Annotated in this window: 10 protein-coding genes and 1 pseudogene; 9 read left to right on the forward strand and 2 right to left on the reverse strand. The window is 49.6% G+C overall.

Features of this window, described 5'->3' with window-relative positions:
* Positions 1–26: 26 nt before the first annotated feature.
* The 9 genes and pseudogenes from DXD68_RS24215 (at position 27) to DXD68_RS03450 (ending at position 10,181) form a co-directional block, all read left to right on the forward strand.
* A complete protein-coding gene (locus DXD68_RS24215) occupies positions 27–185 on the forward strand; it encodes a hypothetical protein (RefSeq protein ID WP_199715368.1) in 159 nt (52 codons plus the stop codon).
* 89 nt (positions 186–274) lie between these two features.
* Positions 275–412: pseudogene (locus tag DXD68_RS24790) on the forward strand (N-acetyltransferase); the annotation flags it as partial.
* A 523-nt stretch (positions 413–935) separates the two neighbouring features.
* Positions 936–1,241 carry a helix-turn-helix transcriptional regulator gene (locus DXD68_RS03420; protein WP_122360290.1) on the forward strand — a complete coding sequence of 102 codons (306 nt, stop codon included), beginning with the start codon at positions 936–938 and terminating at the stop codon, positions 1,239–1,241.
* A 34-nt stretch (positions 1,242–1,275) separates the two neighbouring features.
* Complete coding sequence (locus tag DXD68_RS03425) at positions 1,276–1,620, forward strand: type II toxin-antitoxin system RelE/ParE family toxin (protein WP_122360291.1); 345 nt, start codon at positions 1,276–1,278, stop codon at positions 1,618–1,620.
* Positions 1,621–1,839: 219 nt separating this feature from the next.
* Positions 1,840–3,522, forward strand: a complete 1,683-nt coding sequence (locus DXD68_RS03430; protein ID WP_122360292.1) for an AAA family ATPase — start codon at positions 1,840–1,842, stop codon at positions 3,520–3,522.
* A gap of 182 nt (positions 3,523–3,704) precedes the next feature.
* Positions 3,705–4,457 carry a DUF4469 domain-containing protein gene (locus DXD68_RS03435; RefSeq protein ID WP_122360293.1) on the forward strand — a complete coding sequence of 251 codons (753 nt, stop codon included), beginning with the start codon at positions 3,705–3,707 and terminating at the stop codon, positions 4,455–4,457.
* Positions 4,458–4,612: 155 nt separating this feature from the next.
* Positions 4,613–7,465, forward strand: coding sequence for a hypothetical protein (locus tag DXD68_RS03440; protein WP_122360519.1), 2,853 nt, complete (start codon positions 4,613–4,615; stop codon positions 7,463–7,465).
* 81 nt (positions 7,466–7,546) lie between these two features.
* Positions 7,547–9,787: a DUF4906 domain-containing protein gene (locus DXD68_RS03445; RefSeq protein WP_158585850.1), complete on the forward strand. Its 2,241-nt coding sequence runs from the start codon at positions 7,547–7,549 to the stop codon at positions 9,785–9,787.
* 106 nt (positions 9,788–9,893) lie between these two features.
* Positions 9,894–10,181: an HU family DNA-binding protein gene (locus tag DXD68_RS03450; RefSeq protein WP_122360294.1), complete on the forward strand. Its 288-nt coding sequence runs from the start codon at positions 9,894–9,896 to the stop codon at positions 10,179–10,181.
* Positions 10,182–10,309: 128 nt separating this feature from the next.
* Here the strand turns inward: DXD68_RS03450 and DXD68_RS03455 are convergent, their stop codons facing one another.
* Both DXD68_RS03455 and DXD68_RS03460 read right to left on the reverse strand, forming a co-directional pair.
* Positions 10,310–12,997, reverse strand: coding sequence for a glycoside hydrolase domain-containing protein (locus DXD68_RS03455; protein ID WP_122360295.1), 2,688 nt, complete (start codon positions 12,995–12,997; stop codon positions 10,310–10,312).
* Positions 12,978–15,200 carry an alpha-N-acetylglucosaminidase gene (locus DXD68_RS03460; RefSeq protein ID WP_122360296.1) on the reverse strand — a complete coding sequence of 741 codons (2,223 nt, stop codon included), beginning with the start codon at positions 15,198–15,200 and terminating at the stop codon, positions 12,978–12,980. Before DXD68_RS03460 ends, DXD68_RS03455 begins: the two co-directional genes overlap by 20 nt.
* Positions 15,201–15,230: the final 30 nt, after the last annotated feature.

Genomic DNA, 15,230 nt, shown 5'->3' on the forward strand with positions numbered 1-15,230 from the left:
CTTTGTTAAACAAAACATGTAAAGCTATGGCACGACCTATTAAAGAAACTCCCGTTTTATACGGTGATGACGCAAAGCGTTTTGATGAACGAATGAAGTATAATGAAACGCATAAAGCTACGGAAAAAGAGAAACAACGTATCCGTAAAGCGTATGAATATATGATTTCAATAACAACCAAATAAATTACCGCTATGCAACCAAAACATCTTAACTTACAAATTCTTTCCGATAAGACTAATTTACAGTCATTCGATTGTGGTGATGATGACCCGGATGCCGTTTTATCACAGTAGATGCTTACCGAACTGCATTTGCTTTTTATGAGAAAAACGGTTTTGAATATCTGACACAAAAAGACGTTAACGATCATACAAGACTGATGTATTACGATCTGTGTCTCCTACTTTAATAGTCTGTTAAAATCCAATCGCATCTGTTATAGGGTACAGATGCACCGATCGTTACGCAGCCCCTGGCAAGGGGTTGTGCAGCTTTTCGTGTGCGTTTGTGTAAATAGCCGCCAGCGGGCGGTCAATTGGCAGGCTCCGGCCTGAAACGATCTTTGACATGATGGGATTGAAAGGAAAAAGGTAGAACCTTTTTCAGTTGACAGTTGACAAGTGACAGTTGACAGTTAGGCTTCGCGATCGGATATAGAAAGAAGTGAGCTATCCATTTACAGTGACGGGAGTAACTTTTCCCCTCTTGAGAGGGGGCAGGGGGTGTGTTATAGTTTCGGCATATAACTGGCTTTAACACACCCCTTATCCCCTCTCAAGAGGGGAAAGAGTTACCATCAGTCGCCATAAACAGACACTATAAAATAGCTCAATTCTGACAATAAGTGAAAACGAACAGTTAATAAGGTAAATTCTATTGACGATCTAACAAATTATCAATAAATTTGTCGGAACTATTAAAACAAATTAATTATGACTACAAATTTACCTCCAAAGAACTGTCGCAGTTGGGATGATGTTCAAGATGAACTCTTCGGACCGAAAGGAACCCCACAACGAGACCAACTGGAAAAAGAAAGCGAAATGTTTCGTATCAGTGAACGACTGAAATTAGCCCGGAAAGATGCCGGATTAACTCAGCAGGAATTAGCAGAAAAGGTCGGTTTAAAAAGAAGCGACTTGTCACTTATAGAAAATGGAAAAATGAATATTAGTATCGATACCTTATTCGACCTTTTCAGGGCGGTAGGCAAACAAATCAGTTTTACCATTATGTAACGTAAAAGTACTTCTCTTAAAACCAACCTAACTTATGAAAACTATACGCAATTTTTTCTTCTACGGCAATTATGCCTTTGACTTCATTAAGCAGCAAAATACACCGATGCAAAAGAAAATCAAGTTTGTATTTGATGTACTCCGCTACGAACAAGTTGTCCCCAAACAATTTATCAAACACATTGAAGGAACAAAAGGCCTCTACGAAATACGTATAGAGGCTGAAAGTAATATTATCCGTATCTTTTGTTGTTTCGATGAAGGACAACTCATTGTCTTATTCAACGGCTTTCAGAAAAAGAGCCGGAAAACTCCGGCTCGTGAAATACAAAAAGCATTGTCTTTAATGAAAGAGTATTTCGAAAGCAAGAATCTTTAGTCTTTTTCCCGTCAATCACATCTGTACCCTATAGCAGATGCACCGATCGTTACGCAGCCCCCAGCAAGGGGTTGCGCAGCTTTTCGTGTGCGTTTGTGTAAATAGCCGCCAGCGGGCGGCCAATTGGCAGGCCACGGCCTGAAACGATCTTTGACATGATGGGATTGAAAGGAATGGAAATATATTCCTATATTTGCAAATACGAAAACAATTAAGCTTATGGACAGAAAAAAGCTACCGATAGGCATCAGCGACTACAAGCTGATGATCAGCGAAGACTATTATTATGTGGATAAGACAGATTTTATCCGACAGATAGTAGAAGAGGGAAGTCTGATCACACTCCTCCCCCGTCCACGACGCTTCGGCAAGACGCTCAACCTCTCCACCCTGCGCTATTTCTTCGAGAAAACGGAAGGAAACAAATTCCGCCCGCTTTTCAAGGGGAAAAAGATCGAAGAGTGGAAAGACTTCGAGAAGTATCAGGGGAAATATCCCGTGATCATGATCACGCTCAAGGACTGCAAAGGCGATACGTTCGAAGAGACCCTGATGCAAATCGGCATACAATTGCAACAAGAGTTCGAACGCCACCGGTATTTGTCGGACGACCAGCTCTCAGAGATCAATCGGGAATGGTTTGATAAAATATACCGCTTGCAGGCTGACAGCATTATCCTGCAAAATTCCTTGCGTTTATTATCTGATTTGCTCACTGCCCACTGGGGAATACCCCCTCTCGTCCTGCTCGACGAATACGATACCCCTATCCACGTAGCCTTCGACAAAGGCTATTACGACAAGATGATCGGATTCATGCGAAACCTGATGAGTACGGTATTCAAAGACAATACGGATATCTTCCGCGGAGTCATTACAGGCATACTAAGGGTCAGCAAAGAGTCGATTTTCAGCGGGTTGAATAACATTGCCGTTTTCTCCTTACTGGATCGACCGATGTGCACCTCTTTCGGGTTCACACAGGAAGAGACAGACAGGATGCTCGACGATTACTCATTCGGTACTTATAAAGAAGAGGTGAAGCAATGGTACGACGGATACCTTTTCGGAGGAAAGACCGTCTACAACCCTTGGTCAGTGCTCAACTTTATAATGTATAACGGCGTACTCGCTCCTTACTGGGTCAACACCGGTTCCGATGTTCTGTTGCGCCACCTGCTCGCCGACGGACCTTCGCAGATACGCGAAGGTATCGAAGCTTTGATACAGGGCGATCCGCTGCGTAGCGTGATCAACGACAAGCTCGCCTTTCCCGATTTGTTGGCCGAAACATTCAACATCTGGTCGTTCATGCTCTTCAGCGGATATCTCAAAGCATACGACCCGGTAAAAACCGGCGACGACCTGACCGAATACACCCTGCAGGTACCCAACAGGGAAGTAAGGACAGTATTCTTTACCATCATCCGCAGCTGGATCAACAACAGCCCCGTAAAGAACGAACGACTCGAACTCATGCTCCGCGCATTGGACGAAAACAATATGCCGATCTTCCGCCGCCTGCTCAACGACTTCGTAGTCAATTCGCTTTCGTATTACGACACTTCCGGACGCGATCCGGAGAAAGTCTACCAGGCCTTCCTGCTGGGGTTGCTCGTCAGCAACAGCGCCTACGAAGTGAGCAGCAACCGCGAATCGGGCCTCGGACGTTACGACATCCTGCTACGGCCACGCGACCTGAGTAAACGGGGTATCATTATCGAACTCAAGCTCTACGACCCGTTGTACGACGAGTCCGTCGAAGCCATCCTCGACTCCGCCCTCCGGCAGATCGAAGACAAACAATACGCCGCCACGCTCCGCCAGGCCGGTGTCGGCGAGATACTTAAAATGGCGATCACCTTCGACGGCAAGCAGGTCTATGTGAAGACTGTCGAATAACCGAATAACAAATAATTCCATTCCTTTCAATCGCATCTGTAAACAATAAACGGATGCACCGATCGTTACGCAACCTCCAGTCCGGGGGTTGCGCAACTGTTCGTGTGCGTTCGTATAACTGAAATAACACTGGTATTAACCGGGACAGAATAAAAAAACACTGTCCCACAAAAGAATAAATTATGGCAAATACATTGAAAGTCTGGATGGCACCCAATACGGTGACATCCGACCCGAAAGACAGGATCTTTCTGCTGGAAACGACCGGCAATGCCAACATCGACAAAATCTACGAAGAAATGCGTGCCGAAGACACCGGGTTGCGTCCCGAAACCATCACACATGTTGTCACCCTCTTCGAGCGCGTCTGTGCCCGTATGCTGATGAACGGATGGCAACTCAACACCGGGCTGTTCTACGCCGTACCCCGCCTGTTGGGGCTGGCGGAAGACGGCAAATGGAACCCTGAAACGAACAACATCTACGTAGCCTTCACACAGAACAAGGTGGTACGCGAAGAGATCGGGAAAACCGCCATCAGTATCCTGGGCGAAAAAGCCGACGTGATGTACATCATCGGAACGGAAGACCGCAAGACAGGCCTGAAAGACGGCACCATGACACCGGGACGCAACTTCTTCGTGCGCGGTGCCAACCTCAAAGTGACGGGCACCGACGCATCCGTAGGCGTCAGCCTGACCAATACGAAAACGAAAGCCGTAGTGAAACTCGATGACGACATGATCACGAAAAACAACCCGTCCGAACTAACCTTGTTGATCCCCGCCGACCTGGCCGACGGCAACTATCTGCTGACCGTACGTACCCAGTTCGGTACCAGCAACCATCTGCTGAAAGAGCCGCGCGAAGTATCCGTCGACGTACATGTGGGAGCCGGAGGCGGCGGAGAAGACGATCGCCCCGTCATCGAATAAGACAACAGCCGGGAAGCCGCCCTTCCCAGCGTTGGGAAGTGTCTCTTCCCAGTACTGGGAACTGTGACTTCCCAACACCGGGAACCGCAACTTCCCGGAATGAAACAAATATCAATTTTTCAACGAATAATATGTTTAATAAAAAAACAACGAACATGAATGTTAAAAGTTTAATGCTGCTCCTCGCCATCGCAGGCCTGGGAGCAGGTTGCTCAGAAGATATCGAGAACGGAGGCGACTCTTCCGCGACCGGTACCCGAAGCGAAATTCAAATCGAAATGAGCGGAACCAGCGAGAGCCAAGAGTATACCAAGGCGATCGCTTCTGAAAGTGAGAACCAGATCAACGACCTCAAGGTCTACCTCTTTGCCGCCGCCCAGCAGAACGGCCCTTACTACTACCTGGAAACATGGCAGGAAGGGACGGCCTACGACCCGGCAAACCCCACAACCACCAACTTCAAGAAACAGGCTTCCGGCTCTTCCTGGAAAGCCTCGATCTATCCGAACGAGCTGAAAGGCGTACCTTTCATCAAACTCCTGTGTGTGGCAAACAACGGATCGAGCGACGTGACCGACGGCAAGTTCTACGATGCCGACGGTACGGAGATTTTCAATGCCGCCGCCCCACTGACAGCCGTAACGACCGACAACGATGGTAAAATCACCAATGCCGACGCAGCAACGACGGAAACTGCCTTCAAAGCGGCCTATACCCGCCAGATGAAAAATGAGGCGGATGGGACGAAAGACATCATCCTGACCCCGCTTCTGATGACCGGCGACGGACAGACCAAAATCAGCGGCAGCGTGTCGAAGGTAAACATCACCCTGCGCCGCGCCATGGCCCGTTTCGACATCGACAACACCACGTCGAAATCGAACCTCACCATCGAGACTATCACCCTGGCAAATGCCCGTAAGAACACTTCCCTGTGGAATGCCACGCTGAGCGCCGTCGGAGACAAGGCTGCCGATCTGATGACCTACGCCCCCGTCACCTTCCCCGCAGAAAACACGGGAGCCAACAACGGCGTAAAGGAAAGCGCCATCTATGTCTACCCGGGACTGGCAACCGACGAAAGCTACCTGGTGATCGAAGGTACGTATAAAAGCCCGGTGACAACCCAGCAGGTGCCCGTCACCTACAACGTACCTATCCAGAAAACCAACGGCGCGGATGCCCAATATGTCGATATCAAGGCCAACAGCCGTTACAAGCTGAAGATCACCGATGTGACACAGGCAGCCATCTACGGTACATTCGAGATAGAAGACTGGACTTCGGGCGGCGGTATCAACATCAAACCGGATAACGACACACCGGTATTCGACCCGGCTACCGGATTTGCACCCGACGACGCCGGTAGCAATGCCGACCTGCCTGTCGCCATCACGAATGCCGACGGTACGACTTCGACAACGGAATTCAAAGTGGTCGACAACAAGTCGTTCAAGGTAACGATTGCCGCTACCGGTAAAGTACGTGCCGAAAAGTCTGCCTACACGAAAACCCCCACCGACGGCTGGCTCGAAATCAGCGACCCGGCAACAGAAGAAAAAGACGGCGTATGGTATACTACCTTCACGCTCACTTCTACCAACGCTACCGGCCAGCAGCCGATCCTGGTGAATTTCATCAACGAAGCCGCCTCCTATGATCCGGCCCTCTGGAAAACACTGGTGTTCTACGGACCGCTTGCCGCTCCCGTACTGACCGAAGCCGCTGCAGGCCACAGCCTGGGCAACACGATGAAGACGGACGTAACTCCGGTTACCGCCTCTATGTATAAGGTAAACGGCAGCTACATCACGATCCAGGCGAAATGTATCGAAGGGGTGAAAGTAAAAGTTCCTGCCGGATTTGCCGCAGCCGAACAGGTAGGCGAAACCGCCGACTACACCGCTACATACAAATTGAAGATCAGCGATGTAGCCCAGTTGGGAGAAAGTTCTGTTACCATCTCCGTACAGAATGCCGAAGACGAAACTGTCAAGAGTGACATCGAGGTGACCCTGGAAGAACCGGGCATGACTTCCGAACTGAATGCGGATGCCAATAATATCGCTACCATCAGCGGTAGTGCGGCTGCTTATACGATCAAGACGGATATAGACCTGTTGGCTTCCGGCAACTATACCTTCAAGATCAATTCTCCGCAGGGTGTAACTGTCAAGCTCCCGTCAGGAAAATGGCTCAATGTAACAGAAAGCGTGGCATTCGACGGAACCTGCACGGTTTACCGGGTCGCTAAATCAAGTGTTGAGACATACGACGATTTCGATATTGTATTCATCAACAAACTGGACGCAAACGACAAGCTGACGGTAACGATGAACAAGGCTTACAGCAAACCGAAACTGGATGCTGCCACAAGCGGAGATAAGAGCGAGTTCAACGAGGCTCTGGCGATTGCAGCCGACGGCTACTCAGCAACGGTCAACATGTACAAGGCTAACGACAGCAAGGTCTTCATCCAGATGACTTGTGCGGAAGCTGCTACCTTCGCCAACGTGAGCGGATTAAGCGTGACGAAACAGAGCGACGACAATTACGAAATCAAGGTTACCGACGCTTCACAACTCACCGGTGCCACTACGGAATTGGTTGCTTCCAACAGTAGCGATACCGAACGTAATGCTAAACTTACGATTACCTGGAAGGATCCGGCTATCACATTCGAAAAGACAGTGGACTCAGCCAATGCTGCTTCTATCGAGGGAGATAATATCAATGTAACGGGAACAACCTTTGCCGATAACTACGGAACCCTGAAAATCACAATTAAGGGCTACAAAGGTTCTGCTATCTCCGTTTCTGATTTAAGCAACACATGGGCCGGTATTGCCGGTAAGACACCTACCGCTATCGGGGAAGACGGAACAGTCGAAATCACATTCTCTGCCGCAACAGCAGGTGATGCGACCGCAACAGCCGACATCACGATCACTGTCACCAACGGTGTTACCAATGGTGGCGACAAGACAATCACTTTAGTCAAGAAGTAAAACCAACAGGGGGTATGTCGGGGTAACGACCGGCAAACGCCGGATACCGACAGCCGACATACCTCTCTAACAAACAAGCATATGAACATAAAATATAAACTATCCGTTTTCGCCGCCTCCCTTCTGCTGATGGCGTGCACGAGCGAGAACGAGCTGGTGAACCCGACACCCGACGAAACCGGACAGGACGACGCTGCCAAAAGGGAAGTGTTGCTCACCTTCAAGAACAAATTGAATGTGGCTTCCGGCAAGACGAAAGCCGAAGGCGACCCGATCGCCACCGCCGAGGAAAACTATATCCGCTCGTTGGACATCTACGTGTTCGGCTCGAAAGACGAAATCAACGGTTACACCTTCCAGGAACTCTATTATTACCGCGACGACGCCTCCACCGTGGCAGGCGACGGAGACTGGGCACACAGTTTCAACCTGCTGGCTTCTGCCGAAGACAACGTGACAACAGCCTTGCTGAAATTGCAGAAAGGACTGTTCATAAAGCTCTATTGCGTAGTCAACCGGACTGTGCTCTACCAGACAACCCCTGAAGGAACGGTGGAAGCCTATACCGCTTTCACCCCGCTCCGACAGGATGCACCCGGACAGCCGGTAAACAATGTGGTTGAAGGTGTTCCGACGGAAAAAGACTTCCTCAAACTGCACACGGCACTGATCGACCCCGTTGCCGCCGTTCCGACGGAAGACGATATCCTGCAGACACCGCTGCCGATGACGGGATCGCATACGACTCCGATCGACCTGACCGATTTTTCCGTCTCGGCACGTACGCAACTGAGTTTCAAGCTGACACGTATGGCCGCCCGTTTCGATATCGTGAACAATGCGGCTACCTCCAAATTCACGGTCGAAAGCATCTCGATGGGCAACGGACAAAGGGGGACAAGCTTCTTCCCCGTCAAGACACTGGGAAAATCGGAAACCGACCGGATCACTTACCCGGCACGCGCCATAACAGCCGACAACCAGGTAGAAGGCAACGCCACGACAACCGGCGCTTTCTACAGCTGGCCCAGCCCGCAGAACGATCAGGGTTATCTGATCCTGAAAGGGAAATATACCGTCAACAAAACGGAAACGCAGGACGTCTCTTATAAGGTTCCTTTCCAGCAGATGGCAAACGGCGTAGGCAGCTATATCGAAGTGGCCAACAACCACCGCTACACCATCGCCATCACGAAGGCCGACACCTATCACCTGGATTTCACCCTCAACGTGTCCGAATGGTCGGACGAAGGCGATATCGACGAGTACGACCCGAACAAGGGTAACGACTTCGACAAGGTTGCCGTCGAGCTTATCACCGATGGCGGTGCTTCTACGGGCGCTTATGTGATGGCAAACGGATCGATCGCCGTGCTGCCGCAAGACGGCAGCAAGTTCGCTTTCACTTTGGGATCGAACACGGAATTGGAGGAAGAACTGGCCTACAAAGAAGGTTCGGCCCAATGGATCGTAGCCGACACACGCACCAAGGCCGGTTCCATCGAGACGACCTATACCTACAAAGTGGATAAAGAGGCACTCAGCGGAAAGCTCCTGCCTGTCACCATCCGCCTGAAAAACCCGGCAAGCGGCAAACGCAAAGACATCGTCGTGGCACCCACCGCAGGCCCTGAAGTAACACTCGGCGACAATGCCAGCGGCAGCTTCAGTACGTTCAAAGACGGTATGCTGACGATCTACAACGTAGCCAACCAAACAGCCAAGCTGCACGTCGTGGCCGAAAACCGCGCCGGTTCGACCGGCAGTACGCTGGCTATACAGGACAGCCCGGCATGGCTCACTGCCGATGCAACCAACCTCGACACAGCCGAAGGCGATTATACGCTGACACTGGGTAATGCGCAGGACGTGAATACCACAGCAACCGTTACGGTTACTTCCACCGCTTCGACCGCCGCAACAACCGTCAGTGTCAAGCTGAAAGATCCGGCCATCACCGCTCCCATAGCTTCACAGTTCGGTAACGGCGACAATACGAACAACACCTTTACGCCTGCCGCCGGAGGAAATGCCTCCATCCTACTGGGCGAAGCAACTGCTGCTTCTACCTGTACGCTGGCGGTCAACTCGCCGGAAGGCATCACACCGAGCGTTAATACAGGCAGTGACTGGCTGACGGTCACTTCGAAGGATGTAGTGAACAGCAACGGTTCGCATACGACGACCCTGACGCTCACGATCGTCGGAGAAGCTAACCTCTCCGAGGCTAAATCGGGCAGCATCTTGCTGACGAATGCTATCACCGGAGGAGGCGACCTGACAATCGACGTGTCTACGACAATCGTTCCGGTTGTTCCGTAAAGGAATATCCGTAAATAAACTAACGGAGGATATGTCGGAAGTCCGCCATGACAAAACGGACTTTTGGCATATCCTCTTCTAAACTCTACATTTATACTGAACTAAAATGAATAAACACGACTTAATAAAAGAACTATCCTCCCGACTGAATACCACACAGCAGGAATGCACTTCCCATCTGAATACTTTGCTCGACATTCTCAGCGATGAGCTGGAAAAAAAGAATTCTCTGGTATTGCAAGGTTTCGGCACCTTTCACCTATGGGAACAAACTGCCAGGGCAGGGAGGAATCCCAAAACAGGGGAAACAGTACCGATCCTTTCCCGCAACAGCGTCAAGTTCAAGGCAGGAAAGAATTTACTGAAAAAACTCAACAAAAGGGTAGATCAATAACTGCACCGCTAAATAAGGAGAATAAACTGCCTTCTGCAAACAACCCGGCTTCGGTCGGAAACAATCTTTGACGTGATGGGATTGAAAGGAACGGAAACATTATTCCTATCCTCTCAATCACATCCTTTTTATTTTTCCAGTAAAATGATCATACCGCCACGTCCCATGATCTCGCATTGGTTCAGGGAAGACAGTTTGCCTTCCCATTGTGTGTTCCGGATCTCCGGCAACAGATAGGAAGACGGCTTGAAGCCAAGCAGTTGTTCATCCAAAGTGATCTTTGCCGTTTGAGGAAGATCGGTCCAGTTTGCCAGTACGACAAGCGCTTTATCTCCGTTGATGTAGACGGTGGCCGGGATATTAGCATTATCTGTTTTTACCGGACAACGTTCATCCCAATAGCCTCTCATCACGGCATTCTTCATACCGAAATCGTCCCAAATATGCCAAAGCGGAACAGGGTTTCCACTCCACGGCAGGCGGGGAAGCATACCGTAGACCATTCCACGGAACACATTCCGGGCATCCAACGTTTCACTCATCAATCCGAAAGGAATACCGGACATTTCCACCAGCCAAAAGTCTAGCGTATTGTTTGCAGGGAAACCTTCACCGATCCAGGTACGGTCTACATAAGGCAGTAACTCCAAATAAAGATGCAACGAGTTTGCATAACCAGCCCATTCATTCATGTGGTTCCAGGAGTGGATATCGATCAGGCGGCGTTTACCGTCGGCATCCATCACACGGCGGGCACGTTGCAAGGTCTGATGATCCAAAGCACTATCGTCGATATAGACACCATCCAGGCCCAGGTTTTTAATCATCCAGTCCAGCCCTTCCAAGTAGTAATTGTTCCAACGGGAATCGGGGGTGGTGATAACCGAGATATCCATATCGCCGGCATATTTACCTTCTTTGAAAGCGTTATACCAGGCGGGGATGAAATGAGTCGTCAGGTTCTTGTTCAACCATTCGTGAGGGCCGTTGCGATGGATCAGTGTACGGGCATCCTTTCCGGGACCGTCATGAATCACTTCACTACCCAGGCTGCGCAATGCCCACAACTCCGGTATCTTCACCGTCAACTCACGGGTCGTATAATAAAGCCGGACATCCAAATCCTTGCTGTGTGCATCCGAGATAAAGCGTTTCAGATCCGGAACGGCTTCATCGTAATACGGATAGTTGATGAACGGATAAATATCTTTCTTATGATGCACATTGATCATATTGGCTCCCGCTTTCAGGGCAGCAGGGATATAACCGGCACTCACATCGCTGTTGGAATGGTAGAAATGTTTTTCCGCCAGTTCCGGCAGGTTAAGCGGTTTCACCGGAGTAACCAACATATTGAAATTATAATGAAGGACATCGCCTTTCTGCATCGAACGTTCACCGCTGTAGGCTGTCATCAGGACTGTGCCGTCTTTATCGGGCTGAATGTCGATACCGCCCTTATTGGCATTTCCCCACGAAGCAGGCAGGTTCAACTTACCTAAACCATAATAGATATTCACCAGCGGACGCACATAGTTTTCATCTTTGAAGCAGAAGTTCAGACCGACGTTTATATTTCCCATCCAAATCTTATCCTGATGCTTGTCGACGTTCCATCGCCAGTTAATCAGGGAGTCGGGGCGCAAACCTCCTTTATGGCCCAATCCCATCATATACTTGGCGGCATACGCAGTATAAGGTACTTCCAAACGGATATCCTTCACCTTCACGTCTCCCAGCGACTTCACCTGTATCCGATAATCGACCAGACCGTCGAAACCGAAGGTACCTGAACACTGCACTTCAAAATGACGGCTCTTCCGGGTAGCCGTCCAGTTTACCGACGCCTTATTTCGTCCGGTGATCCGCAGCGAACCGCCCTTTAATACTTCTTCGCCATTCTCCGTTTCGATCACGAACCGCATTTCACCTGCCAGGACAGGGTTATTGCTCTGATCGTTCAACTGGTTGCTCCGATCATAACGGGTAGAAAGGGATTGAGGCAACCCCTCTTTCGACAGTTCCATCGTCCCTCCCAGCCAAGAGATCGTTTGCTTCTGTAATTGAACGGGAATATACGGAGCCGTCGGTTCATCGGCATTACCGATGGAAGAATCCAGCCAGCGCAGACGGGTTTTACGCCATCCTTCGTTATCTCCGTGGTTGACGATGGGAGAACCTTGTACAGTCAATTCGCAGGTAATCTCCACCGGTTTTGCATCAGCTGCTTTAATCGTCACTTTTCCTTTATAAACACCGTCAGCCGTTACGGGCACATCAGAGCCGATCCATAATGCCTGTACATTTCCTTTGGTAACGTTCACCGTCTTTTTAAAAGGGTTACCGTTCGTATCGGTTCCTCCCAGGTTAAAGCAACGGAAAGCAGCCGCCGGAATCTTATTCCCTTTTTCATTCTTCCAGTCAGAGAAGGTTACAGACAGGTCCGATACAGTTTCATACGGAGCAAAGACTCCCACCTGCCAGGTATAGAACTCACCCGGAAGGCAATCGCCCTGGAACTTTGTACGCGAATCGGCCGACCGTTCCACCCAACGCACAGGTATCGCATCCGTCATGCGGATATCGTGTTCCCGGTCTTCCGTAAAACAGAAATAACCGGCTTCCGGGTTTTCCTGTATCAACTTCTTCACCGCATCCGACGAAGCGACACGGCGCATTTCCGAGTCCTGCTCGTTCACCGTACCCTGTCGTTTCAAGTCATCGAAGGCATTTGTTACATCATCCTGCGCCTGCATCACACAAGGCAGGGTCAGAAGCGAATACACCATCAGGTACTTAATTTGTTTTCTCAACATTGTAGTATTCTTTTGATAATTGTTTGTATTTGTCCAGCATTCGGCGGGCAACGGTCACTTCATCTCCTTCCGTTACCGGAGTACGGGCCTTACCCGGACGATCGACGAAAGCCAACTCCCAGTCAGCCAATGAATCATAAAACTCATTCGCACGGAAAGCCTGGCGGCCTAAATCCATCTTTGCATCTTCCTCCCTGTAAGCCGTTCCGTTATCGAGATGTCCCTGCAACATATCATAGAACTTCGTCCAGCGTTGCAGATAATACCCCTCGATCAAACCGGTCCATTCGCGCCATGAATAATCGAACTGACGAACATCGACCTGTCCGCCCCAGATAGTCACCAGCGAAGAGGCATTCTTTTCAAACAAATTACGTTCCTCGTCGGTCGTACCCCAGGCACGGGCATCCGTCAACCACTGGTCAAAGTTAAACTCTGTACGGGTACGAAGCAAGATATCTACATCTTTTAATAACTCAAGGAAACGTCCGGAGTGCAGGGCAAACGCCTCTTTATCCTTTTTCTTAAATGCTTCCGCCGCTTTTTTATGTATTTCCTGTCCCAGGTTAGACATGATCTGACGCTGCACATCGACAATATCGAAACGATAAGGTTTGGAACCTTTCAATTGTTCCGCATCCTGCAACAAACAGGCTTCGGCTTCTATCAACGATTGAGGGTCGTAAGGGATATTGAAACCGGCATTCGGTCCCGACTTCTTTACATCCACAGCAGGACGGGCACAGATGATCGAACTGGACTCCACCCCGTTCGTCCCCGCACGATAAGGACCGGCAAGCAATAACTCCCAGGCCTTACCGGCAGCTTCGGAAGGTGCGCCGTAACGACGCTGCGCATATTTATCCAACCACTCTTTCAGCTTCACCGAGTCCTGGTGAACAGGCATCTCAAAGGCTAACTCATAGAATACGGGATTCTGTCCGATCGACTCCATAAACAAACCGGAGCCTACCACATTCGGTGTTTCCTGTTTCGCTTTCATAAACTGATTGGACGATATCAGCGGCAAATCTCCGTGAAGATTGACACGTCCGCCGAAGTTATGCAGATTACCTACCACAAAATCATGGTTACAGAAATGATCTTCTCCCCCTAACGCACCGTTCAGGCTCAATACGAGCAGGTCATGTTTCGGTACGACGGATGCAATATCTTTCCGGAAGCTCCAGGCTTGCATCACCCACAACGCATTCGGGTCGAATGTCTTCATCAATTTGTGGATAGAAGAACCTACTGCATTCAGATATTCAGGCGTATCCACAGGCGGTTTGCTTTCATGGAAAGGGTCGGCCGCATAGAGTCCGTAGGTCCCGTATAGTTTCTGTTCCTCTTCCAGAAAGGCTTTTCCCAGATCCGTAAACAGTGGGTCGAGCGGGTCTAACTGGCAGATACCTTCAAATCCGTACCAATCCGGTTGCTTCTGTATCTTGGCCTCCGGAAACTTTTCCATCATCTTACGAGGTACAGCACCGGAAAAACCTTGCTGTATCGGTGTCATTCCCAACTCCAACTGACGGTTTACCACTTGTTTACCCAATGCGATATGCGAATCGATCCATGATTTCGGCAGCGGTCCGCCGAAGCTCTCGATATTAGGCATCCACTGCCAGGCAAAATGGGCAGGATCGACCAAATAAGAACGTGCTTCCTCATCCGTAAAACCGAAACGAAGCAGTGTATTATACCAAACGCCTTCCAATCCGACAACCGACAAAGGCGTATTGATCGAGTTCATAGCCATATAGTCGATCTCACGCTGCCAGCGTTCCCAATCCCACCAGGCACCGGTATAGCTCAACGTACAATAATTAAAATAGACACGATACTTACCGTTAATGATCCGGTGTGTCGTCTCAGCCGGAACAGGCAGTGTTTCCGGTAAGTTCAACTGATCGCCGAACCAGGAGACATGGGCATTACAATGATATTTCAGGTACTGGTTATAAGCTGTTGCCAACGATACCGTATTGTTCCCGCGCAACACGACTTTGCCGTTCTCCCCGGCCACTTCATAGACATCGCTCCCGTTCTCCGGCCCGATCAGTTCCAGACAAAACTGTTTGCCATATCCAGGAGTTATACGTTCGATCAGGTCATAAGCCGCCTGTATCTGCGGGTCTTTCTGACAGGACATCAAAGATAAAAAACAAAAAAGCAAGAATACTTTACTTAGCATTTTCATGGTATAAAACTTTAAATTATTTCTTACTAG

It is taken from the genome of Parabacteroides sp. TM07-1AC (assembly GCF_003480915.1).
Classification (GTDB): Bacteria; Bacteroidota; Bacteroidia; order Bacteroidales; family Tannerellaceae; genus Parabacteroides; species Parabacteroides chongii.

Coding starts and splice junctions, on each gene's coding strand:
- DXD68_RS03450 (WP_122360294.1), top strand. CDS start 9,894: ATGAATAAACACGACTTAATAAAAGAACTATCCTCCCGACTGAATACC.
- DXD68_RS03435 (WP_122360293.1), top strand. CDS start 3,705: ATGGCAAATACATTGAAAGTCTGGATGGCACCCAATACGGTGACATCC.
- DXD68_RS24215 (WP_199715368.1), top strand. CDS start 27: ATGGCACGACCTATTAAAGAAACTCCCGTTTTATACGGTGATGACGCA.
- DXD68_RS03445 (WP_158585850.1), top strand. CDS start 7,547: ATGAACATAAAATATAAACTATCCGTTTTCGCCGCCTCCCTTCTGCTG.
- DXD68_RS03440 (WP_122360519.1), top strand. CDS start 4,613: ATGAATGTTAAAAGTTTAATGCTGCTCCTCGCCATCGCAGGCCTGGGA.
- DXD68_RS03455 (WP_122360295.1), bottom strand. CDS start 12,997: ATGTTGAGAAAACAAATTAAGTACCTGATGGTGTATTCGCTTCTGACC.
- DXD68_RS03425 (WP_122360291.1), top strand. CDS start 1,276: ATGAAAACTATACGCAATTTTTTCTTCTACGGCAATTATGCCTTTGAC.
- DXD68_RS03420 (WP_122360290.1), top strand. CDS start 936: ATGACTACAAATTTACCTCCAAAGAACTGTCGCAGTTGGGATGATGTT.
- DXD68_RS03460 (WP_122360296.1), bottom strand. CDS start 15,200: ATGAAAATGCTAAGTAAAGTATTCTTGCTTTTTTGTTTTTTATCTTTG.
- DXD68_RS03430 (WP_122360292.1), top strand. CDS start 1,840: ATGGACAGAAAAAAGCTACCGATAGGCATCAGCGACTACAAGCTGATG.